The organism is Herbaspirillum sp. WTB6, assembly GCF_057457785.1.
The window spans coordinates 2,371,900-2,394,010 of record NZ_CP176522.1 but is presented as its reverse complement, the minus strand read 5'-3'; the positions used below and the strand labels follow the sequence as shown (position 1 = coordinate 2,394,010).

The following is a 22,111-nucleotide window of genomic DNA, read 5'->3' as shown; positions in this document are numbered from 1 at the left end:
GCGCTTCGCGGCACGGTGCGGCACGGCAACCATTCATTCAGGCACTATCCCTCATCATGAACATGACACCCCAAGAGATTGTTTCCGAACTCAATAAACACGTGGTCGGCCAGGCCAACGCCAAGCGCGCGGTCGCCATCGCACTGCGCAACCGCTGGCGCCGGCAGCAGGTGACGGAGCCGCTGCGGCATGAAATCACGCCCAAGAACATCCTGATGATCGGTCCCACCGGAGTCGGCAAGACCGAGATCGCGCGCCGCCTGGCCAAGCTGGCCGATGCGCCGTTCATCAAGATCGAAGCCACCAAGTTCACCGAGGTCGGTTATGTCGGGCGCGACGTCGACACCATCATCCGCGACCTGATCGAAATCGGTATCAAGCAGACGCGCGAGGCCGAAATGCGCAAGGTGCGGGCGCGAGCCGAAGATGCGGCGGAGGACCGGGTGATCGACATCCTGGTGCCGCAGCCGCGCGACTTCGGCTTTTCCACCACGCCCGGCGCGGCGGGCGACGACGGCGGCAACAGCACGCGGCAGACGATGCGCAAGCGGCTGCGCGAGGGCGCGCTGGACGAGCGCGAAATCGAAATCGAAGTGGCGGAAGCCGGACCGCAGATGGAAATCATGGCGCCGCCCGGCATGGAGGAAATGACCGAGCAAATCAAGTCGATGTTTTCCGGCGTCGGCGGCGGCCGCAAGAAGGCGCGCAAGCTGAAGATCGCCGACGCCATGAAGCTGCTGATCGAGGAAGAAGCCGGCAAGCTGATCAACCACGACGAGCTGAAGCAGAAGGCGATCGCCAACGTCGAACAGAACGGCATCGTGTTCCTGGACGAGATCGACAAAATCGCGACCCGCTCCCAGGTCGGCGGCGCCGACGTCTCGCGCGCTGGCGTGCAGCGCGACCTGCTGCCGCTGGTGGAAGGCACGACTGTCAACACCAAGTACGGCATGATCAAGACCGATCACATCCTGTTCATCGCTTCCGGCGCCTTCCAATTGGCCAAGCCGTCCGATCTGATTCCGGAATTGCAGGGCCGGCTGCCGATCCGGGTCGAGCTGGAATCGCTGTCGATCGCCGATTTCGAACGCATCCTGACCGGCACCGACGCTTGCTTGACCACGCAGTACGCGGCGCTCCTGGCGACCGAAGGCGTGACCATCGAATTCGCGCCGGAGGGCATCGCACGGCTGGCCGAAATCGCCTTTGAGGTCAATGAAAAGACCGAGAACATCGGCGCCCGGCGCCTGTACACGGTGATGGAAAAGCTGCTGGAAGAAATTTCCTACAGCGCCAGCGAACACACCGGCAGCGCGCTGGTAATCGACGCCGCCTATGTCAATGAACGGCTGGGCGCGCTGGCAGTCAACGAAGACCTGTCGCGCTACGTGCTGTAGGCGGCAGCGGCGCGTCCTGCGCTCGTGGCGGCGACATCGAGGCTCGGATCATGGCCAACAAAAGTCTGCGGACCCGGCAGAAACTGGTATTTCGCGCAGCGCTGACGCCGCGCCAGCAAAAACCGCGCAACCCGGTGGCGGTGGCAGCCGGGCTGCGCGCCGCCGGGCCGCACCGGAAAAGCGCCTCGGCCCTGCGCCAGGCGCAGCGGCGCGCGCTGAAGAAAACCCTGGCCGGCTCCGGCGAGGATTGAACGGCGCTACTGCGATGGCGTGGCCGGATTGGCGGGCGTGGCCGGATTGGCGGGCGTGGCCGGATTGGCGGGCGCGCCCGGTACCGATTGCTGGATCGGCATCGCCGGCCCGACACTGACGGCCGGGACAGGCTGGCTGCTGGGCGGATTGGGCCGGACCGGCGCCGGCGGCGGGTTGGACCCGATTGGATTGACACGGGCCGAGGATGGCGCGCTTTCCGGCAATTCGACCCGCTTCGGCACGCCGCCGTCCGACACCAGCACATAGCGCCGGTGCACCTCCTTGACCACCGCGCCCGGCACGATTTCCGCACCCTGGCGCACCGCTTGCGCCGGCTTGCCGTTGGCGGAGAGGATCGCCACGCTGTCGCGACCATCGTCAGCCGCCACCACGCCCTTCAACTGGAAATTGCTGGCCGCGGCCACCGTGCTGCGGCCGCCGAACAGTCCGGCCGCCGCCTGCAAGTCGACCTCGCTCGAAACTGGCGGCGGCGCACTCACCGCGCGCACCGCCGGCTTGAACAACTGCATCGCCCAGAACGCCAGCGACACGCACAGCGCGATGAACAGCACAAAACTGGCCAATCCCGGCAAACGTTTCATTTCATCTTCCTTCGAGCTGCTGCCACAAACATATACTCCAGATGCACATAGAAAATTCCGCACATATCATGGTAATTTTACCGACATACTCCATATAATTTTATCCAATCAAATGCCACATGCCGGCCGTGCCGCCGCATCTCAGCGTACCAACTGGTTGATCTCGATGATCGGCATCAGCACCGCCAGCACGATCAGCAGCACCACCACTCCCATTCCCAGGATCAGCGCCGGTTCCAGCAAGCCGGCGATGGTCAGCGCGCGCCGTTCCAGATCCTGCTCCTGGGCATTCGAGGCGCGCTCCAGCATCGCCGGCAGTTCGCCGGTAACTTCGCCAGCACGGATCATGTGGATCAGCATCGGCGGGAAATGCTTGTGCGCCGACAGCGCGCGCGCCAGGCTGACGCCTTCGCGCACGCTGGTGGTGGCGTCTTCGACCTGCTGGCGCATGGCGACGTTGGTCAAGGTGTCGCGGCTGGTTTGCAGCGCGCGCAGGATCGGCACGCCGGAGCCGGTGGTGATCGCCAGCGTGCTGGCGAAACGCGCGGTGTTCAGGCTGCGCTCGAACTTGCCATACAGCGGCGCATCCAGCAGCCAGGCGTGCCAGCGCAGCTTGATTTCCGGATTTTTCAGCAGCCGGCGCCAGAACATAAACAGCCCGACGACGATCAGCGCCACGATCCAGCCGTAATTGCGCACGAAGTCCGAGATCGCCAGCATCATCACCGTCAGCAGCGGCAGCTTCTGCTTGGTGTTGGCGAATACCGAAACGATCTGCGGCACCACATAGGTCAAGAGGAAGATCACGATCGCGAACGCCACCACCGTGACGATGGCCGGATAGGTGAACGCCAGCTTGACCTTTTGCACCAGCGCGTTGCGTCGCTCGATGTAGTCGGCCAGGCGCGACAACACCCGCGCGAGCTGGCCGATCTGCTCACCGGACGAAACCAGTGCCCGGTAGATGTCGGCGAAGTCGCGCGGATGCTGCGCCAGCGCGTCCGACAGCGAGGCGCCGCCCATCACGTCGGAACGGATCGAGGCGATCAAATCGCGCAGATAGGGCCGCTCGGCCTGCTCCAGCAAGGCCGAAAAAGCCTGCTCCAGCGGCAGACTGGCTTCCAGCAGGCTGGCCAGCTGGCGCGTGAACAGCGCCAGTTCGGTGGTCGACAGATGCGAGCGCAAGCCACGCCCGCCGGCGCGGCCGGCGGCATCGAGCTGGGCGCTGATGGCCTCGACCGCGATCGGCGCCAGCCCCTGGCTGCGCAAATCGGAGCGCGCCGCGCGCGCGCTGTCGGCATTCACGACGCCGCGCCGGGTACCGCCGGCGGCGTCCACCGCTTCATAACGAAATGCTGGCACGGCGCGATACTACCTTTCGGAAAATGGAGGGAAGTGGCACCACCTGACCCTAGTCCTTGGTAACCCGCAGCAATTCAGCCTGGGTCGTGGTGCCGTCGGCCAGCCAGCGCTCGCCATCCTCGCGCATGGTGCGCATGCCGTCGCGCTGGGCGGCGGCGCGAATCTCGGCTTCCGAGGCCTGCTCATGGATTTGCGCCCGGATCTGCTCGGTGGTCAGCAGCAGTTCATAGACGCCGACGCGGCCCTGATACCCGGTTTGCCCGCACTGGTCGCAGCCGACCGCGTGCCAGTGCTCGCCATCGTAGCGCTTGCAATGCGAACACAGCTTGCGCACCAGCCGCTGCGCCACCACGCCCAGCAGCGACGACGACAGCAGAAACGGTTCGATCCCCATGTCGAGCAAGCGCGTGACCGCCGCCGGCGCGTCGTTGGTGTGCAAGGTCGCCAGCACCAGGTGGCCGGTCAACGACGCCTGCACTGCGATCTGCGCGGTCTCGAGATCGCGGATTTCGCCGATCATGATGACATCCGGGTCCTGCCGCAAAATCGCCCGCAGCGCCTTGGCAAACGTCATGTCAATGCGCGGATTGACCTGGGTCTGGCCGACCCCGGCCACTTCGTATTCGATCGGGTCCTCCACCGTCAGGATATTGGTGGTCGAGGCGTTCAGGCGCGACAGCACCGCGTACAGCGTGGTGGTCTTGCCGGAGCCGGTCGGCCCGGTCACCAGCACGATGCCATGCGGTTGCGCGATCAGATGATCGAATTGCCGCTGCACCTCGGCGCTCATGCCGAGATGATTCAGGTCGAGGCGGCCGGCTTCCTTGTCCAACAGGCGCAGCACCGCCCGTTCGCCGTGCCCGGTCGGCAGCGTCGATACCCGCACGTCGACCGGCTTGCCGCCGACGCGCAGGGTGATGCGGCCATCCTGCGGCAGGCGCTTCTCGGCGATGTCCAACTGCGCCATGATCTTGATGCGCGAAATCAGCGAGGCGTGGATGCCCTTCTTCGGCCGCACGACGTCGCGCAGCGTGCCGTCGATGCGGAAGCGCACGATCGAGATCTGCTCGAACGGCTCGATGTGGATGTCGGACGCGCCTTCGCGCAGCGCCTGCGTCAGGAGCGCGTTGATCATGCGGATCACCGGCGCATCGTCGGCCGATTCCAGCAAGTCCTCGACCGCCGGCATGTCCTGCATCAGCTTGGCCAGGTCGAGGTCGGATTCGTATTCGTCGATCACCTGCGCGGCGTCGCCGCCGGAGCCGGCATAGGCTTGCGCGATCGCCGCCTCCAGCTCCGCCAGCGGCATCGCCTTCAGCCGCACGCGACCGAAACGGCGCCCGACTTCGGCAATCGCCGCCGGTGCGGTGGCGTTCGACACCAGCACCTCGACCGCGCTGTCGGGGTCATCGCCGCGTTGCGCCAGCAGCGCGAAGTCGCGCGCGAAGGCATAGGGTAAAAGGCGAGCTTCCATGTTCAGCGAATCAGTTGGTTCAGTTGACGAAGCGATCGATCGGCGACTCGGCCGGCTCCACTGGCGGCAGCGGCACGAATTTCTGCGGCAGCGGCTTGGCGGCAGGCTCCTTGTCGGCCGGAACATTGTTGTACAGGGAACCACCTATCATGCGCCCATCCTGCAGCGGCGGCAGCACCGGCGCATTCATTTTCGGCAGCACGATGGTCGGCTCCGGCTGGGTCGCGATCTGCAGGTTGCGAATGAAATCATAGCGGTCGGCGGCGACGTTCACGCTCTGTTCATTGCTGCGGATCACGCTTGGGCGCAGGAACACCATTAGATTGGTCTTGGCGCGCCCGCGCGTGCGGTACTTGAACAGATTGCCGACCACCGGGATGTCGCCCAGGCCGGGCACCTTCTCCAGGCTGTCGGTGACGGAATCCTCGATCAGGCCGCCCAGCACGACGATCTGGCCATCGTCCACCAGCACGTTGGTCTCGATCGAACGCTTGCTGGTGATCAGGTCGGCGGCGCCGGTGGTGGCGGTGGTGGTTTTCGGCTGGATATTCGAAGTTTCCTGATAGATCGCCATCTTCACCGTGCCGCCTTCCGACACTTGCGGCCGCACCCGCAGCGACAGCCCGACATCCTTGCGCTCCACCGTCTGGAACGGGTTGACGCCGGCCGCACCACCCGAGGCCTGGGTGGTGAACTGGCCGGTGATGAACGGCACGTTCTGGCCGACGATGATCCGCGCCTCCTCGTTGTCGAGCGTGATCAGGTTCGGCATCGACAGGATGTTGGTGTTGGTCTGGCTAGCCAGCGCATGCGCGATCGCCCCCAACCCGAGCTGGCCGTTGATCTGGCGGAACACTCCCAGGTTCAGGCCGTTTGAGGGCGGCGTCGTTGCCGGCTTACCGGTGGTAGCCTGGGAGATGATCTGGTTGATCAGGTTGTCGCCGCCGCTGGAAAATCCGGTAATCGTGCCGACCCGGTAACCGCTGCTGCTGTCGCCGGAGAGGCCGGCCCACTGGACGCCCAACTGGTCGGCGTCGCTGGCGGTGATTTCGACGATCAGCGATTCAATGTACACCTGCGCCCGGCGCGCATCGAGCTGCTCGATCACGCTGCGCAGATTGCGATACACCGCCTCGCTGGCGGTGATGATCAGCGAATTGGTGGCCGGGTCGGCCTGGATGAATCCGGCCGCGCCGCCGCTCGGCAGCGTTGCCTGGCCTTGCCCCGGCGCCGACGGCTGGGCCGCACTGGTGTTCAGGCCACCCGCCATCCCGCCGGAACCGAGTCCGGAGGAATTCGCCGGGTTCGGGCTCAGGCTGGAACTGGTGCCAGCGGCGGCCGCGCCGCTGGCCGATGTGTCGGAAGACACCACGGCGCGCAAGGTTTGCGCCAGCCGGGTTGCTTCCGCGTTCTTCAGGTACACCACATGCACATTGCCCGGCTGCGCGGTCGGCAGGTCCAGCTTGGCGACCAGCGACTTGGCCAGGTTGGCGCGCGCTGCCGACGGCGCCCGGATGATGACGGAATTGGTGCGCGGATCGGCCAGCAGGCTGACGCGGCCGCTATCGGCGGCGCCCGGCGCCGCGCCCGCGCCAACAGCCCCCGGTTCCAGCAGCCGGTTGACCATCAATGCGATATCGGAGGCCACCGCGTACTGCACCGGCACCACGTCCAGATCGGCCGCGGCCGGCGCATCCAGCGCGGCAATGATCTTGCCCAGCCGCTTCAGGTTGTCGGCATAATCGGTGATCACCAGCGAGTTGCTGCCGGGATTGGCGTTGATCGTGTTGTTGGGAGAGATCAGGGGCCGCAGCACCGCCACCAGGTTGGCCGCCGACTCGTAGTTCAGGCGGTAGATCTGGGTCGCGATCTGGTCGCCGCGCACCGCACCGGATTGGGTCGGGCTGACCTGCAGCTTGGCGTCGGCCTCCGGCACCACCTTGGCATAGCCGTCACTCATCACCACCGCATACCCCTGCAGCCGCAGCACGGAACTCAGCATCTGGAACGCCTGCGCCTTGCTGACCGGCTTTTCCGACACCAGGTTGATGGTGCCCTTGACGCGCGGATCGATCACGAAGGTGATGTTGGTGTATTGGCCGATTGCCTTGATCACGGTATCGATATCGGCGCCGACGAAGTTGAGATTGGCCGTACCGGCGGCCGTTGCCGCCATCGGCTCCGCTTCGGCGCCGATGGCCGGCGGCGCCAGCAGCACCCCGAACAGAACTGCGGCCGCGCCCAGGCGCTTCCACTGGCGCCGCGACGGCAAGTTGGCTGCGATTTTCTTTTTCATTGTCTGAACTCTAAGGCGATAAAATTTTTGCCATCTTCGGTACGGCGCTGACCCAGCAAATTCAGCAGATTTGCCAGCCTTTCCTCGTCCCCCGGCGCCGCTTCCGCCCGGCCGCTAAACTGGAAGCGACCATTCTGGATGCTTCCGGCGCCGCTCAGCAGCATCGGTCCGCGCTCCGTTTTCAGTTGCATCGCCGCGCTCTGGCCCTGCCAATCCATTGTCAGCCGATATGCCCCCAGCGGCTTGATCGGCGACAGGCGCGACCCGATATCCATCATTTCCAGCAGCAGCGATCCGCGCAGCTCGACCTGCTGACCATGCCGCGCCAATTGCAGCCGCTGCCACGACAGCCGCATCTGGCCGGACGGCTGGATCGTATTCAACGGCGCACCCAGCGCCGCCAGCCGCTGCGCCGGCAGCATCACTGCCGCCGGACTGACCTGCCACTCGCTCCAACTGCCGTCAACGTGCAACGGGGCCGACAGGGCCGCCGGATTCTGCAGCTCCAGATCGACCCTAGCCAGCAGCAGCGCCGGCGACAGGCGCCAGGAAAACCGTCCCGGCAACAGCGGCGTCAGCGCATCATTGCCGCCCGGCGCGCCGCCGACGAAAGCCGAACCGCGCCACAGCGTGCCGTCGGCATCACCCAGCGCCAGGCGGCCGCCGGTTTGCCGCTCGAGCAGCACCGACAGCCACGCGGCCGGCAGGAAAGCCATTACCGTCAGCGCCGCCGCCAGCAGGCCGGCGCCACACCATATCACGAGGCGGCGCATGTATCCGCCCGACTTGGCCGCGCACGATTCGTCCGCCGCAGCGCCGCTTCACTCACTTTGCCGCCGCTGCAAGGTCAGCGTCGCATTCACGCTGCCCGGCTCGGCCAGCGCCGTCACGGCGGCTTCGCTGACGGCCAGGCGAGCGCCGGTTTGCATGTCATTCAGCCAGCCGACGATACCGGCAAACGGCGCCGCCGCCAATTGCACCTTGACGAAATCCCCGGTCACCACCACGCTTTGCGCCACCAGTCCGCTGCGCGCCAGACTGGTTTCGATGCTTTGCTTCGACACCGCCAGCGCCGGCGCCGCCGCCTTGTCCCCGAGTGCCGCAGCCTCGCTCGCCAGCACCTGCAATTCCGCCACTTGCTGATGCAGGTCCGGCAGGCTCTTGCGCAACTGGGCGCGGCCGCCCAGGGCAGGGTCGATCAACAGCGCGTAAACCAGCGCCACCGCCAGCGCGGCCGCTCCCCAGCCCAGCATGATCCGTTCGCGCCGGTCGCGCGCCGCCAGAAACAGCAGCACCGCTTGCCTCAGCCGCTGCAAGGCGTTCATCGCGCGCTCCGGATCTGCAGCGCATCCGCGCCTTGCTGGGTTAATGCCAGGTTGCGCGCCGCCAGCGCCGGCTGCAATTGCGCCAGCGGAATCTCGCCCGGTGCCTTGATGCGCACCAGCAACGCGCGCTCGCGGTATTCCAGCGCGGCAATGGCCGGCAACGGCTGACCGCCGCTGCCGGCACGGCTCCAGGCCTCGGCAAAGCCAGCTGCCAGCGGCGCAAAGTCGTCCGGCGCCGGCTGGCCGGCCTCGCGCTTGGCGGCGGCAATTTTTTGCCGCATCTGCAATACCGGGTCGATGATCACGGTCTCCTTCGGATAGGCTTGCTGGAACACTTGGGCGAGGGCCGAGCGCGTCGTATCCGCTTCCCGCTTCAGGCGCCACCAGTCCAGATTCAACGCCAAGGCATTGACCAGCAGCAGCGCGCCGGCCAGCGCCAGCGGCCAGCGCCAGCGGTTCCAATCGATGCCAGGACCGGCGGCGCCAGCGAGGCCGGCCAGCAAATCCGGCTGCGCGCGCTGGGCGCCGGCAATCCAGTGCGCCCACGAATCCGCTTGCAGCGTGACGCGTTGCTCTCCTTCGGTTTCCAGCGCGACCTGATACGCGCGCACCTCGGCGGCCGGCACATACAACGTGATTGCAGCTTCCGGCGCCATCAGCCGCAGCATTTGCAAGGTTGCCGGCGCCGTGGCGGTACCGGTCTGCGGCAGCACCGGCAGGCCGATTCCCGCTTCCTCCGCCAGCCGCAACGCGAGCGTGAGGTCGCGCTCGCCGCCAGTCTCGATGACGCACAGCGCGGCGCTGACGGTGTCGGCGCGGTAGGGTAAGCATAGTTGCGCCGGCAACGCCAGGATTTTGCGCGCACCCAGCGCCAGCATGATATTGACCAGCAATTCGAGCCAGTCGCGCTGCACCACCGCCACTGTGCGCAAGCCGTCAGTGGCGCGTCCGGCAGCCACCACCACTTCCGCCGGCTCGGCCAGCAACTGGTCCTCGACCAGATTGGGCAGCGCCACCCGCAGCCGCGCCGGCGACAGCGGCGGCACCGCCACCCGCAACAGGCTGACATCAGTGGCCGCCAGAATCAGCAGCACGCGCTGCGCGCCGGCAACCAGCGCGCCCAGTTCCGACAGCGGCGCCATGCCTTCGCGCTCCACGTTGCCGGCGTCGGACGCCAGCGCAAAGGCGCAGCCCAGTTGCGCCGGCTGCAGCGCATGATTGGCCGCATGGCCGGCTGCAATGCGCGCCGGCAGGCGAATGTAAAGTGTGCTCAAAGGCGTCCCGATTTCCTGATTTTTATGTCGCTTCCGCGATGTCCTGGCATCGATTCTGCACTGCTTTTGTGACTTTCCGATTTTCCTTAATTTTCCCTGACCCAGAGCAGCTTGGTACTCGATCCGTTGCGTTCGATCAAGGCCAGCATTTGCAGCGAGGCCCGACCGATTCTGACCTTGCCGTCCACCAGAAAGAAATTGGTGGCAAAGGCGAGCTGGCTGCTGCTCGGCGCGATTCCGGGCACGCGCTGCGCCAGATCGGCGCCGTCGCGAAAATAGGCGCGGTCGCGGCTGGCAACCAGCGCCGTGGCATCGGACGCCGACAGTGTATCAATGATCGCCTGCAGCACTTCGGCCGGCGCCGTATTGGCATTCACCGGCGTCGGGCGCGGCAGCACCGTGACGAAATCCTTCAACCTGGCATATATCTCCGGAGAAAAACCCGGCACCGCCAGCAAATCGTCAATCTGGGTGATACCGATCGGGCCCTTGGCAGGCGGCACCACAGCCGCGCCGGTGGCAGAGGCGGCCTTGGGCTGGCTCGCAGCCAGCAGTTCGGCGCTGGCCTGGGCCAATCCGGTATCCAGTTGCAGCGCGCTTAACAGGCGCTGAAAGATCGCGACCTGCGCCGCATCGACGGTGCCATTGGCGGCCAGATTGGCGAGATTGAAGCGCGACTGGGCATCGATGACACGGCCGGATAAGGTGGCGTTCCCGATATCGCCTTCGATCCGTTCATTTTCCACGTACTGATCGAGCCTGGTTTCCGCCAGCTCCACCGCCCACGGCTCGCCCAACTGGTCCACCGTCGAATATTTGGCGTCTTCGCGCAAGATCAGCCGCGCCCAATCCAGTGCTCCACGCAGCACCCACTGCTTCTGCAATTGCAAGCGCTGGTTCTCGATCGAGCGCACCTGCACCTGCTGCTGCCAGAACAGGCTGGCAACGATCGTAATCGCCAGCGTGGTCAGCAGCAAGGCGGTGATGATCGCCACGCCGCGCTGCCGCCGGCGGAATCGGTGCCGTACCCGCATCTCTACACCGCCCCCAGCAAAAACACCTTGACCATGCTGGTCTGCTGGCCACGCAATTGCAGCGCAACTTCCAACCCGGTCGGTTGCGGCGCCGCCGCTCCAGGGCTGGCGTTGGCGCCGGCCAGCGCGGCGTCGGCGGAGCTGCGCCAACCCGGGCGATCGGCGCCCCAGATCCGCACCGTCATCGCCGCCAGGTCCGATTCCAGCACCACCGCCGGCGCCGGTGCGCTATTGTTTTGCGCAGCCAGCCACAAGCCGTCCAGCTCTGCCAAGTCGCGGGTCGGCACCGATTCCTGGCGCGTCAGCACGCCCTCGTGCAGACGGTAGCCGACCACCTGCAGGCGCGTCGGCTGGTCGTCGGCGTATACCGTACGCACCAACAGCAAGCGCTCCGGATCGACCGCCAGCGCGCTGCGCCCGGCGAGCAAGCTGGCCGGCACGATGCGCGCGCAATCGCTTTGCAATTGCGCGAACGCCAGTTGCAGGCCGCGCGTTTGCGCCAATTGCTGGTTGAGCGCAATCCGCGCACGGACGATGCCGTCCAGGCCGCGCCAGCCCAGCACCGCCACCACCGCCAGCACGCTGATCGCCACCAGCAATTCGATCAAGGTGAAACCGGCCCGGCGCCGGCGCAGCAACCTAGCCATTCGGCACCACCTGCGCCAGGCGCACGATGCGCCGCTCCGGCTGGCCGCTGACGAAGACGCTGACCTGCACCCGGCGGAAATAAGGATTCGGCGTCGCCAGCACTTCCTCTTCGCAGATCAGCGCCAACTCGCCCTGGGAGCAGGCGAACTCGCGTTTGCCCAACGCTGGCCATTCGCGCGCCAGGCGGATCTGCGAGAGCCGGTTCTCGGCCGACCAGGTCGCCATCATTGCCGCCCGCAGATCGTCGCTGTTGCGGGTCAGGCTGCCGACCGCGCGCAGGCTGGCGCCCAGCGCGGTGCCGACGATCACCAGCGCCACCAGCACTTCAAGCAGGGTGAAACCGCGCGCCGCGGGTGTAGCCGGGCACGAGCGGGGGCGCCGCATCTCACTCGGCGGCATTGCCTTCAACCTCGTAATGGCCGATGCCGTCGGCCCGGATGGCGACCCGGCTGGCGCCGGCGGCCAGCGTCAGCACGAATGGCTTGTCGACCGGTTCGCGACCAAAGACGATGCGCAGCGGATTGCCAACCGCGGCGCCCGCCGGTTCGATCGACAGCGCCACCGGCGGCCGCTGGAACCGGCGCTCACGCAACATCTCGTCCTGCTCCAGCGGCTTCCAGACATTGCCCTCGCGCAGCACGAAGCGATAGCCATCGGGCGCCGCTTCGAACGCAATCGGCCGGTCGCGCACGATCGCCTCGTCGCGCGCCAACTGCATCAGCAGCGCGATCCGCTGCGCCTCGTTTTGCAACCCCTGCTGCACACTCGGCGCGGCGTTGAAGGACACCAGTCCGAGCGTGATGCCGGCGATCACGATCACCAGCAACAGCTCCAGTAACGTGAAGCCGGCGCTGCGCGGATCGCCGCGCGACGGCTTGCGGTAAAACCGAGATGGCGGGGTCAAAGATCCCACGAACCGATATCGGCATCGTTGTCAGCCCCGCCGGCCTGGCCGTCGGCGCCATAGGAAAACACGTCGACCTCGCCTTTGACCCCGGGTGACAGGTAGTGATACGGATTGCCCCACGGATCCTTGGGCAGTTTGTCGAGATAGCCGCCGGTCTTCCAGCCATTGGCGGCCGGTCCGGCGGTCGGCTTCGTGATCAGCGCCTGCAAACCCTGTTCAGTGGTCGGATAGCGGTGATTGTCAAGCCGGTACAGCTTCAACCCCTGCATGATGGTGGCAATGTCCTGCTTGGCGGCGATGATGCGGGCATCATCGGTACGCCCCATCAGTTTCGGCACCACCAGTGCCGCCAGGATGCCCATGATGACCACCACCACCATGATCTCAATCAGCGTGAATCCGCGCGAACGCGACTGCGGCAACGGACGCCGCGGCGCCGGGAGGAATACTGTATGCATAAGGGAAATCGGCAAGAATCGTAAGAGTGACAAAATGAAGGGCCAGTATAAAGCGCAACCCGCTCTTTCCGTATTATTCGAATCTGGATCGGATCGCTGCGGATGACAGCAGAATATCGCAAAATGACGTTGCGTTGGAGGCCCACGTGGAACTTCCGGCAAGCCAGCGGAAGGTCGATATTGCCGATTGGACGCCATGCTGCCGCTTTGGTTCGCCGTTTCCCGACATCGAACCGGGCATCGCGGGTTTGTTTTTACACCAGACTCAAGGAGACGAACATGGCTTTGCCACATGCCCGTTCCGGCGACGTGATCGACGTCCGGCCGCTCGGCGCCAGGCTGACGCAGGCGAGTTCCAGCGCCTTGTTCAAGAGCGATACGCTGGAAGTGATGCGGCTGGTGCTGCCGACCGGCAAGAAACTGCTGAACCACAAGGTACCGGGTGCAATCACGATCCACTGCCTGGAGGGTGTGGTCGAGTTGCAGGCGCACCAGTGCAGCAGCACACTGCAAGCCGGCGAAATGATGTATCTGCAGGGCGGCGAGCCACACCAGTTGCTGGCATTGCAGGACGCCTCGCTGCTGGTGACGGTAGCGCTCAAGCCTTAACGGCCGGCAACCATCCTCAAGACCGCGCGCCTCAGGCGCTTTCCTCGCGCGGATCGCGCGCCAACAGTTGCGCCACCATCCGTTGCGGCGAATCGCCGGCAAACAGCACGCCGGCCACCGCATGCGTGATCGGCATCTCGACGCCGCAGGCGCGCGCGCGCGCCGCTACCGCTTCGGCGCAATACACGCCTTCCGCCACATGGCCCAATTCCGCCACCACCTGCTGCAGGCTCTTGCCCTGCGCCAGTGCCAGCCCGACCCGGCGATTGCGCGACAGGTCGCCGGTGCAGGTCAGAATCAGGTCGCCGACGCCGGCCAGCCCCATGAAGGTTTCCGCGCGGCCGCCGAGCGCGACGCCGAGCCGGGTGATTTCCGCCAGCCCGCGCGTGATCAGCGCCGCGCGCGCATTCAAGCCGAGGCCGAGGCCGTCGCTGATGCCGGCCGCGATCGCCAGGATATTCTTGACCGCGCCACCGACTTCGACGCCGATCATGTCGTCAGTGGAGTACACCCGCATCGCATCGCCATGCGCCGCCGCCACCACCCGCTCCGCCAGCGCCGGCTCGCTGCTGGCCACCGTCAGCGCGCACGGCAAGCCGCGCGCCACCTCCTGCGCGAACGACGGCCCGGACAGCACGCCCAGCGCAATCCCCGGTCCCAGCACCTGCCGCACCACCTGGTGCGGCAGCAGATCGCTATGCTGCTCGAAACCCTTGCACAGCCAGACCAGATGCGGCACCGGCCGCCCCTGCAGGCGCTCAGCCAACGGCCGCAAGCCGGACACCGAGGAGGCCGCGATCAGCAAACCGTCGGCCGCGGCCGCGTGCGCCAGCGCGGCCTCGAAATCGGCGCTGACGGCCATGCCGGCCGGTAACTCGAAGCCGGGCAGATATTTGAAATTTTCGCGCCGCTCGGCAATCGCGCGCATGGTCGCGTCGTCGCGCCCCCACAGCAGCACCCGATGGCGCGCCGCCAGCGAGATCGCCAGCGCGCTGCCCCAGGCGCCGGCGCCGAGGATCGTGATATTCATGCCGGCCCTCCCGCCAGCCGCGACGAACCGAGGATCATCCCCTACTCCAACAATATACTATTGCCAGTATAAAAAATCCCGCCCAAATTGCGGGCGGAACACGGCTGTTTTTGAAGATACTCCCGACTTGAATGGGAGATGGCACAGCAGGGAAACGGCGCCTCAGTCGCCCCAGACCTCGGTCGCCTTGACGTAGCCGCCCTGGCCATCGCGATGCCTGACCTTGAGCCAGGGCGATGACGGCGGCTCCACCAGTTCCAGCAGCACACCCTTGTCGGCGGAAAACACCAGCGCGCTGGCCTCATCGGCAGCGGCATGAATCCGCGCCTTGGGCGCGCTCACCACCAGCATGCGGGCATTGCTGAGCGCCTTGCTCTCGACCCACGACAGGTCGCCGCCAGCGTCGCGCACCTTGCTCCATTCGTTGTAGGTCAGCACCACCTCCACCGGCATGCCGCGCGGCGCGACAAAGATGCGCCGGCCACGTTCCGAGGGCGCGTCGTAGAGCACCGCCGGCGCCGCCCCGATCGATTTGAAATCGGCGGCGCGGACGGCGCCAGCCGCCAGCGACAATGCTGCCAGCAGCAACAGGAGCGCGCTTTTCAGCCTGCCAAGTTTGCGGGGAAGCATGCGCCGCCTCCCGCGCTCAATGGGTTGCCGCGCTGGAGCCGTCCGGCATCACAATGCCCGAACCCGCGCTCTGCGCCTGCTGCTCGGCCAGTGCCTGCAGGCGCTGCTGGTAAAACACCTCGAAATTGATTTCCGACAGATGCACCGGAGGGAAGCCGGCGCGCGTGATGGCGTCGGCGATATTGGCGCGCAGGTAGGGATAGATGATGTTCGGGCAGCCGATTCCGAGCAGCGGATCGAGCTGCTCGGCAGGGATATTGCGTGCCTCGAAAATGCCGGCCTGCTTGCCTTCGACCAGGAACGCGACCTTGTCGTTGATTTTCGAAGTGACGGTGATCGTTACGGTCGATTCGAAAATGTTTTCGGCCAGGGCGGCGGCGCCGACATCGACCGCGACTTCAATCGTCGGCGCATCCTGCTCCAGGAAAATCGCCGGCGAGTTCGGCTGCTCCAGCGACAAGTCCTTCAGGTACACGCGCTGGATCTGGAATACCGGCTGCTGCTCTTCTGCGTTTGCTTGGTTCTGATCGGCCATACAATACTTTCGTCAAGATTGGGGGTGGCGGCAAATTGCCGCCGCGTTGGGTGAAGCCGGATTACGCGCCCTGCAGCAGCGCATCCAGTTGGCCGGCATGCTCCAGCGCACTCAGGTCGTCGAAGCCGCCGACGTGGGTATCGCCGATATAGATTTGCGGCACCGTGCGGCGGCCGGTCTTCGCCATCATTTCGGCGCGCTGGGTTGCGTCGAGGTCGATCCGGATTTTTTCGATATCGGCGACGCCCTTCGCCTTCAGCAGCCGCTCGGCCATCTGGCAATACGGGCACACGCCGGTGCTGTACATTAAAACACGTGCTGTCATCGATGCTTCTCCTGGCTTATTTGGTGACCGGCATGCCTTGCGCCTGCCACGCGGCGAGGCCGCCGTCCAGATTGAAGACCGACTCGAAGCCCGCCTTGTTCAGCACGCTGGCCGCCTTCGGCGAACGTACCCCGGACTGGCACATCACGATCACGTTTTTCGCCTTCGCCTTTTCCAGCTCGGCGAGGCGCTGCGGCAGCTGGTTCAACGGGATATTCCTGGCATCGCGCAGATGGCCGGCGGCGAATTCGGCCGGCTCGCGCACGTCCAGCACGAGCGTCTTGCCCTGGTTGATCATTTGCGTGGCCTGCAGCAGCGAGACCTTGCTGCCGCGCCGCTGTAGATGCGGCCATGCCAGCGCGCCGCCGGACAGCAGCACGATTCCGAACAGCGGAAGGTTGTCAATGATGAATTTCACGGCACTCCAATGGTATTAATCAATACCTGCATTATAAAATAGAAGCTGCAAGCTGCTTCCGAATCGCGCAGCGGGTTGGCAGATGTGGCAGACGCCGCCTCGACGGCCAACGATTTTTCACCTTTCCCGCCCACTTACCGCTATCCACAATGTACAAAATAGTCTTCATGCGCCATGGCGAATCCACCTGGAATCTGGACAACCGCTTCACCGGCTGGACCGACGTCGATCTGACGGAAAAGGGCATGGCCGAAGCGCGCCAGGCCGGCAAGCTGCTGCTCGATGCCGGCTTTGACTTCGACCTGACCTATACCTCGGTGCTGAAGCGGGCGATCCGCACGCTCTGGATCACGCTCGACGAAATGGACTTGATGTGGCTGCCGGTAGTGCACAGCTGGCGCCTGAACGAACGCCACTACGGCGCCCTGCAAGGCTTGAACAAGGCAGAAACGGCGGCCAAATACGGCAACGAGCAGGTGATGGTGTGGCGCCGCAGCTATGATACGCCGCCGCTGCCGCTGGAGCCGTCCGACCCGCGCAGTTCCGCCCACGACCCGCGCTATGCGCGCCTGAAACCGGAAGAAATCCCGCTCACCGAGTGCCTGAAGGACACGGTGGCGCGCGTCATGCCGCTGTGGGACGAATCGATCGCGCCGGCAATCCGCGCCGGCAAGCGCATCCTGATCTCGGCCCACGGCAACAGCCTGCGCGCGCTGATCAAGATGCTGGACAACATCAGCGATGCCGACATTGTCGGCTTGAACATTCCCAACGGCCAGCCGCTGGTGTATGAACTGGACGCCGATCTGAAACCGATCAAGAGCTACTACCTGGGCGACGCCGCGGCGGTGCAGGCAGCGATGCAAGCGGTAGCGGCGCAAGGGAAGGCAAAATAACACCTTGCGCAGTTTGCCGATTCGCCCTCCCCGGCCACTGGCGGCGGCGTTGCTGCTGGCGCTGCTGCTGACCGGCACGGTCGCCGCACTGGCGCAGCCGGCGCCCAAGGTGACCGAACGCAGCCGGCAAAAGCAGGCTGTGGAAAGCGAACGCGCCGATCTGCGGCAAAAACTCTCCGAGCTGAAACGCTCGATCGAGCAAACCGAAAGCGCGCGCGGCCAGGCGGCCGATGCCCTGGCCGATTCCGAAAGCGCGATTTCCAGGGCCGACCGCGCGCTGCACGACCTGGCGCAGGAACAAAAACTGACCGAGGCCCGGCTCGAACGCCTGGCCCGGCAGCAGGCCGAACTGGCCGCCACCGTCGCCGCCCAGCAAAAACGCTTGGCCAAGCTGTTGCGCGGGCAGTACGCAGCCGGCAACGAAGACCGGCTGAAACTGTTGCTGTCCGGCGATAACCCGAACCGCATCAACCGCGATCTGCATTACTTCGGCTATGTGTCGCAGGCGCAGGCCAGCCTGATCGAAGCGCTGCGGGCCAACCTGCAGGCAGTGGAACGCAACCAGGCCGAGACCCGCAACGCCAGCGACGAACTGGAAGAAATTGCGCAGGAACAGCAACAGCAGAAAACCCGGCTGGAAACCGAAAAGGCGCACCGCGCGACGCTGCTGGCGCAACTGGCGGGCAGCCTGGCGGAACAGCGCAAGCAGGCTGGCGGCATCGCGCGCGATGAGCAACGCCTCGGCCGCCTGGTGGATCAACTATCGCGCCTGATCGAAGAGCAACAAAAGGCGGAGGCCGCGGCGCGCGAAAAGCGCCGTCAGGAAGAGTTGGCGCGGGCTCGGGCCCGCGCCGCTGAGGAAAAGCAGCGCGCAGCGGCGGCCAAGAACCCTGCTGCCATGCCGCACGCCGCCAACCCGGACGCGATCGACGACGACGAGCCGCCGGCGCGCGCGCTGGTACAAAATGACATCACGCCTGAAGCCGGCGCCCACGCCGGGCGCGCCTTCGCCGCCCTGCGCGGCCACTTGCGCTTGCCGGTGGCGGGAGAGGTCACGGCGAAATTCGGCGGCCGGCGCAGCGACGGCTCCGGCCCTGGCGGCAAAGGCCTGTTCATACGCGCCGGCGAGGGCAGCGCGGTGAAGGCGGTCGCCGACGGCCGGGTGGTGTTCGCCGACTGGCTGCGCGGCTTCGGCAATTTGCTGATCGTCGACCATGGCAGCCAGTATCTGACGATCTATGGCAACAACCAGGCGTTGCTGAAGCGGCCCGGCGATCGCGTGACGGGGGGTGAGACCATTGCCCGCACCGGAAATACCGGTGGCAGCGAAGAATCGGGTTTATACTTTGAAATGCGGTATCAAGGGCGTGCGTTCGACCCGCTCGGATGGGTGACAACTAGGTGATCAATGGGTAGCAAACTCAAGAATTTCGGCCTCGTCGGCCTCGGTCTGGTGGCCGGCATCGCCGCCTCGATGCAGTTTGACGCGCTGGCGCAGAAAAACGCCGGCTCGCCGTTGCCGGTCGAGGAGTTGCGGCAACTGGCGGACGTGTTCGGCCTGATCAAATCCGACTATGTCGAACCGGTGGAAGACAAGAAGCTGCTGACCGAGGCGATCTCCGGCATGGTGGCCTCGCTCGACCCGCACTCGGCCTACCTGGACAAGAAAGCCTTCAAGGAACTGCGCGAAGGCACGCAGGGCAAGTTCGTCGGCCTCGGCATCGAGGTCGGCATGGAAGACGGCTACGTCAAGGTGATTTCGCCGATCGAGGACTCGCCCGCCTATCGCGCCGGCATCAAGGCCGGCGACCTGATCACGCGGCTCGACACCACGCCGGTCAAGGGCATGACGCTGGATCAGGCGGTCAAGCGCATGCGCGGCGAGCCGAACACCAAGATCACGCTGACCATCGCCCGCAAGGATGAGGACAAGCCGGTCATCGTCACCATCATCCGCCAGGAAATCCGGGTGCAAAGCGTCAAGGCGAAAATGGTCGAGCCGGGCTACGCCTGGCTGCGCGTGTCGCAATTCCAGGAGCCGACCGTGGCCGACCTGGCGAAAAAATTGAACGCGCTGTACGCCGAAGACCCGAATCTGAAAGGCCTGGTGCTCGACCTGCGCAACGATCCGGGCGGCGTGTTGCCGGGCGCGATCGGCGTCGCCGCCGCCTTCTTGCCGAAGGACGCGGTGATCGTTTCCACCAACGGCCAACTGGCCGGCTCGAAAGCAACGTTTTACGCCAAGCGCGAATACTATGCCTCGGGACCGCTGGGCGATCCGCTGGCGAAACTGCCGGAAGCGGCGAAGAAGGTGCCGATGATCGTGCTGGTGAATTCCGGCTCGGCCTCGGCCTCCGAAATCGTCGCCGGCGCGCTGCAGGATTACAAGCGCGCGACGATCATGGGCACGCAAACCTTCGGCAAGGGCTCGGTGCAATCGATCGTGGCGCTGCCGCCGGAGCGCGATACTGCGGTCAAGCTCACCACCGCCCGCTATTACACGCCGAATGGCCGCTCGATTCAGGCCAAGGGCATCGTGCCCGACCTGATGGTGGACGAGTATGCAGACGGCGACGGCTTGAACGGCATGCGGCTGCGCGAAGCGGACCTGACCAAGCATCTGTCAAACGACAAGGACAAGAATGCCGAGGCCGGCAACCCCAAAGTCGACGAACTGGAAGAAGAGCAGCGCCTGATCGCCGCGGCCAAAAAGCGCAAGCCGCTGGAATTCGGCAGCAAGGAAGACTTCCAGTTGGCGCAGGCGCTGAACCAGCTGAAGGGCAAGCCGGTGCAGTTGTCGCAGGCCAAGGTGGTGGAAAACAAGAAGGAGCCCGGCATCAACCAGACTCCCGAGGATGAGAAAAAATAATTCCGGCCTGACCGATCCATGTGGCGCGCGCGCAATGCGCCGGCACCCTGACCGGACATGCCACCAGGCCGCAGCGATGCGGCCTTTTGTTTGGGAATGTGCGATCGCCGAACCTGCCGGGAAATTCCTGACCAGTCGATGAACGACCAACAATTGCTGCGCTATTCGCGCCATATCCTGCTCGACGAAATCGGCATCGAAGGCCAGGAGAAGCTGCGCGCCGCGCATGCGCTGATCCTCGGCGCCGGCGGCCTCGGCTCACCGGCCGCGCTGTACCTGGCGGCGGCCGGCGTCGGCAAGATCACTCTGGTGGACGACGACGTGGTCGACCTGACCAACCTGCAGCGCCAAATCTTGCACACCACCGCGCGCATCGGCCTGGCCAAGACAGTTTCCGGCCAGCAGGCGCTGGCGCAGATCAACCCGGAAGTCGAGGTGGTGGCGATCGCCGAGCGGGTCGACGGCACGCGGCTGGAGATGCTCCTGGCCGACGTCAGCGTGGCACTCGACTGCACCGATAATTTCGCCACCCGCCACGCACTGAACCGCGCCTGCGTCGGCCGGCGAGTGCCGCTGGTGTCGGGCGCGGCGATCCGCTTCGACGGCCAGATCAGCGTGTTCGACGCGCGCAGCGCCACCTCGCCCTGCTACGCCTGCCTGTTCCCGCCCGGGCAGCAATTCGAGGAAGTCAGTTGCGCCAGCATGGGCGTGTTCGCGCCGCTGGTCGGCATCATCGGCTCGATGCAGGCGGCCGAGGCGCTGAAGCTGCTGCTCGGCATCGGGCCATCGCTGGCCGGGCGCCTGCTGCTGCTGGATGCGCGCAGCATGGAATGGAGCAGCATCGGCATCGCCCGCGACCCGGCCTGTGCGGTCTGCGGCAGGGTAGTGGAATCCCCGCTTCCACCCGCCCCCTGATTCCCATACTCCAACTTATGGAGATGGATTCCGCAAGTAAATCCGGAGAACTTTAGACATACTCCAGATACTTAACAAAAAGATCACCGCCGCCGCTAGCCCACCTTCTTCGCCAGCCCGAGGTAGGTGTCGATCACCTTCGGATCATCGGCCAGCACCGCCGCCGGCCCTTGCAGCACCATGTCGCCGGTTTCCAGCACGTAGGCATGATCAGCCGCCTGCAACGCCGCGCGCGCATTCTGCTCGACCAGCAGGATCGCGACGCCAGTCTCCTTCAGGCGCACGATGATGTGGAAGATTTCCTTCACGATCAAGGGCGCCAGGCCCAGGCTCGGTTCGTCCAGCATCAACAGTTGCGGCTTGGCCATCAGCGCCCGCCCCACCGCCAGCATCTGCCGCTCGCCGCCGGACAGCGTGCCGGCTTCCTGCCGGCGCCGCTCGCGCAGGCGCGGAAACAGGTCATACACCACCGCCATTTGGTCGGCATAGTCCTTTTCATGCGCCCGGTAGCGACGGTAGCTGCCCAGCAGCAAATTGTCTTCCACGCTCATGCTGGCGAACAGTTCACGCTTTTCCGGCACCAGGCACATGCCGCGCGCCACCCGCGTCTCGATCGGCACGCCGTCCAGGTCGTGCCCAAGCAGGCTGACGCCGCCCTGCATCGCGCCGGAAGCCGGCAAGGCGCCGGCAAGCGCGTTCAGCATGGTCGATTTGCCGGCGCCGTTGGGGCCGATCACAGTCACGATCTGGCCGGCGCCGACTTCCAGGCTGACGCCGTGCAGCGCCTCCACCTTGCCATAGGCAACATGCAGGTCGGTCACCTGCAGAACAGGCGTAGTCATCCGCGCTTCCTTT

The 22,111-nt window shown here is 65.5% G+C and carries 25 protein-coding genes; 7 read left to right on the top strand and 18 right to left on the bottom strand.

All coding sequences use genetic code 11. The annotated features are described in order from the left end of the window. Nucleotides 1-56 precede the first annotated feature (56 nt). Both hslU and ACK2VC_RS11185 read left to right on the top strand, forming a co-directional pair. On the top strand, nucleotides 57-1,397 hold the full coding sequence (hslU, locus tag ACK2VC_RS11190) for an ATP-dependent protease ATPase subunit HslU (protein ID WP_486730431.1): 1,341 nt from the start codon (nucleotides 57-59) through the stop codon (nucleotides 1,395-1,397). Between the two features lie 50 nt (nucleotides 1,398-1,447). Next, nucleotides 1,448-1,648 (top strand): hypothetical protein, encoded by a 201-nt coding sequence (locus tag ACK2VC_RS11185; RefSeq protein ID WP_486730430.1) that lies wholly within the window; start codon nucleotides 1,448-1,450, stop codon nucleotides 1,646-1,648. Nucleotides 1,649-1,654: 6 nt separating this feature from the next. Here the strand turns inward: ACK2VC_RS11185 and ACK2VC_RS11180 are convergent, their stop codons facing one another. The 12 genes from ACK2VC_RS11180 to gspG all read right to left on the bottom strand — a co-directional run bounded on the left by ACK2VC_RS11180 (nucleotide 1,655) and on the right by gspG (nucleotide 13,029). Beyond that, nucleotides 1,655-2,251, bottom strand: coding sequence for a type II secretion system protein N (locus ACK2VC_RS11180; protein WP_486730429.1), 597 nt, complete (start codon nucleotides 2,249-2,251; stop codon nucleotides 1,655-1,657). A gap of 141 nt (nucleotides 2,252-2,392) precedes the next feature. Beyond that, nucleotides 2,393-3,613, bottom strand: coding sequence for a type II secretion system inner membrane protein GspF (gene gspF / locus ACK2VC_RS11175; protein ID WP_486730428.1), 1,221 nt, complete (start codon nucleotides 3,611-3,613; stop codon nucleotides 2,393-2,395). A 49-nt stretch (nucleotides 3,614-3,662) separates the two neighbouring features. Next, nucleotides 3,663-5,087 (bottom strand): type II secretion system ATPase GspE, encoded by a 1,425-nt coding sequence (gspE, locus tag ACK2VC_RS11170; RefSeq protein ID WP_486730427.1) that lies wholly within the window; start codon nucleotides 5,085-5,087, stop codon nucleotides 3,663-3,665. A 19-nt stretch (nucleotides 5,088-5,106) separates the two neighbouring features. Beyond that, nucleotides 5,107-7,383, bottom strand: a complete 2,277-nt coding sequence (gspD, locus tag ACK2VC_RS11165) for a type II secretion system secretin GspD (RefSeq protein WP_486730426.1) — start codon at nucleotides 7,381-7,383, stop codon at nucleotides 5,107-5,109. Continuing rightward, a complete protein-coding gene (locus tag ACK2VC_RS11160) occupies nucleotides 7,380-8,156 on the bottom strand; it encodes a type II secretion system protein N (protein WP_486730425.1) in 777 nt (258 codons plus the stop codon). Before ACK2VC_RS11160 ends, gspD begins: the two co-directional genes overlap by 4 nt. Before the next feature lie 48 nt (nucleotides 8,157-8,204). Next, on the bottom strand, nucleotides 8,205-8,708 hold the full coding sequence (gene gspM, locus ACK2VC_RS11155; RefSeq protein WP_486730424.1) for a type II secretion system protein GspM: 504 nt from the start codon (nucleotides 8,706-8,708) through the stop codon (nucleotides 8,205-8,207). Next, nucleotides 8,705-9,982 (bottom strand): type II secretion system protein GspL, encoded by a 1,278-nt coding sequence (gene gspL / locus ACK2VC_RS11150; RefSeq protein WP_486730423.1) that lies wholly within the window; start codon nucleotides 9,980-9,982, stop codon nucleotides 8,705-8,707. Before gspL ends, gspM begins: the two co-directional genes overlap by 4 nt. Before the next feature lie 86 nt (nucleotides 9,983-10,068). Next, nucleotides 10,069-10,977, bottom strand: coding sequence for a type II secretion system minor pseudopilin GspK (gspK, locus tag ACK2VC_RS11145; protein ID WP_486730422.1), 909 nt, complete (start codon nucleotides 10,975-10,977; stop codon nucleotides 10,069-10,071). A 41-nt stretch (nucleotides 10,978-11,018) separates the two neighbouring features. Beyond that, nucleotides 11,019-11,663: a PulJ/GspJ family protein gene (locus ACK2VC_RS11140; protein ID WP_486730421.1), complete on the bottom strand. Its 645-nt coding sequence runs from the start codon at nucleotides 11,661-11,663 to the stop codon at nucleotides 11,019-11,021. Further along, nucleotides 11,656-12,048: a type II secretion system minor pseudopilin GspI gene (gene gspI / locus ACK2VC_RS11135; protein ID WP_486730420.1), complete on the bottom strand. Its 393-nt coding sequence runs from the start codon at nucleotides 12,046-12,048 to the stop codon at nucleotides 11,656-11,658. The genes ACK2VC_RS11140 and gspI overlap by 8 nt, the downstream gene beginning before the upstream one ends. Nucleotide 12,049: 1 nt before the next feature. Further along, entirely contained in the window at nucleotides 12,050-12,577 is a 528-nt protein-coding gene (locus tag ACK2VC_RS11130) for a GspH/FimT family pseudopilin (protein ID WP_486730419.1), read from the bottom strand. Beyond that, nucleotides 12,565-13,029, bottom strand: coding sequence for a type II secretion system major pseudopilin GspG (gene gspG, locus ACK2VC_RS11125; RefSeq protein ID WP_486730418.1), 465 nt, complete (start codon nucleotides 13,027-13,029; stop codon nucleotides 12,565-12,567). The genes ACK2VC_RS11130 and gspG overlap by 13 nt, the downstream gene beginning before the upstream one ends. A 279-nt stretch (nucleotides 13,030-13,308) precedes the next feature. On the opposite strand from gspG, the gene ACK2VC_RS11120 reads away from it, so the two are divergent. Further along, entirely contained in the window at nucleotides 13,309-13,638 is a 330-nt protein-coding gene (locus ACK2VC_RS11120) for a cupin domain-containing protein (RefSeq protein WP_486730417.1), read from the top strand. A 31-nt stretch (nucleotides 13,639-13,669) separates the two neighbouring features. Here ACK2VC_RS11120 and ACK2VC_RS11115 read toward each other — a convergent pair whose 3' ends face one another. From ACK2VC_RS11115 to ACK2VC_RS11095, 5 genes are all read right to left on the bottom strand, one after another. Beyond that, entirely contained in the window at nucleotides 13,670-14,668 is a 999-nt protein-coding gene (locus ACK2VC_RS11115; protein ID WP_486730416.1) for an NAD(P)H-dependent glycerol-3-phosphate dehydrogenase, read from the bottom strand. A 162-nt stretch (nucleotides 14,669-14,830) separates the two neighbouring features. Further along, complete coding sequence (locus ACK2VC_RS11110; RefSeq protein WP_486730415.1) at nucleotides 14,831-15,298, bottom strand: SH3 domain-containing protein; 468 nt, start codon at nucleotides 15,296-15,298, stop codon at nucleotides 14,831-14,833. A gap of 16 nt (nucleotides 15,299-15,314) precedes the next feature. Beyond that, on the bottom strand, nucleotides 15,315-15,833 hold the full coding sequence (gene secB / locus ACK2VC_RS11105) for a protein-export chaperone SecB (RefSeq protein WP_486730414.1): 519 nt from the start codon (nucleotides 15,831-15,833) through the stop codon (nucleotides 15,315-15,317). A 61-nt stretch (nucleotides 15,834-15,894) separates the two neighbouring features. Then, nucleotides 15,895-16,158 (bottom strand): glutaredoxin 3, encoded by a 264-nt coding sequence (grxC, locus tag ACK2VC_RS11100; RefSeq protein WP_486730413.1) that lies wholly within the window; start codon nucleotides 16,156-16,158, stop codon nucleotides 15,895-15,897. 16 nt (nucleotides 16,159-16,174) lie between these two features. Next, entirely contained in the window at nucleotides 16,175-16,576 is a 402-nt protein-coding gene (locus ACK2VC_RS11095; protein ID WP_486730412.1) for a rhodanese-like domain-containing protein, read from the bottom strand. Nucleotides 16,577-16,725: 149 nt separating this feature from the next. On the opposite strand from ACK2VC_RS11095, the gene gpmA reads away from it, so the two are divergent. The 4 genes from gpmA (at nucleotide 16,726) to ACK2VC_RS11075 (ending at nucleotide 21,256) form a co-directional block, all read left to right on the top strand. Further along, nucleotides 16,726-17,472 carry a 2,3-diphosphoglycerate-dependent phosphoglycerate mutase gene (gene gpmA, locus ACK2VC_RS11090; RefSeq protein WP_486730411.1) on the top strand — a complete coding sequence of 249 codons (747 nt, stop codon included), beginning with the start codon at nucleotides 16,726-16,728 and terminating at the stop codon, nucleotides 17,470-17,472. Between the two features lie 4 nt (nucleotides 17,473-17,476). Then, the gene (locus ACK2VC_RS11085; RefSeq protein ID WP_486730410.1) at nucleotides 17,477-18,877 is read left to right on the top strand and encodes a murein hydrolase activator EnvC family protein; all 1,401 of its coding nucleotides are present in this window, start codon (nucleotides 17,477-17,479) and stop codon (nucleotides 18,875-18,877) included. Nucleotides 18,878-18,880: 3 nt separating this feature from the next. After that, a complete protein-coding gene (locus ACK2VC_RS11080) occupies nucleotides 18,881-20,341 on the top strand; it encodes a S41 family peptidase (protein WP_486730409.1) in 1,461 nt (486 codons plus the stop codon). A gap of 138 nt (nucleotides 20,342-20,479) precedes the next feature. Continuing rightward, on the top strand, nucleotides 20,480-21,256 hold the full coding sequence (locus ACK2VC_RS11075) for a HesA/MoeB/ThiF family protein (protein ID WP_486730408.1): 777 nt from the start codon (nucleotides 20,480-20,482) through the stop codon (nucleotides 21,254-21,256). A gap of 95 nt (nucleotides 21,257-21,351) precedes the next feature. Here the strand turns inward: ACK2VC_RS11075 and ACK2VC_RS11070 are convergent, their stop codons facing one another. Beyond that, the gene (locus tag ACK2VC_RS11070) at nucleotides 21,352-22,098 is read right to left on the bottom strand and encodes an ABC transporter ATP-binding protein (RefSeq protein ID WP_486730407.1); all 747 of its coding nucleotides are present in this window, start codon (nucleotides 22,096-22,098) and stop codon (nucleotides 21,352-21,354) included. Between the last annotated feature and the right edge of the window lie 13 nt (nucleotides 22,099-22,111).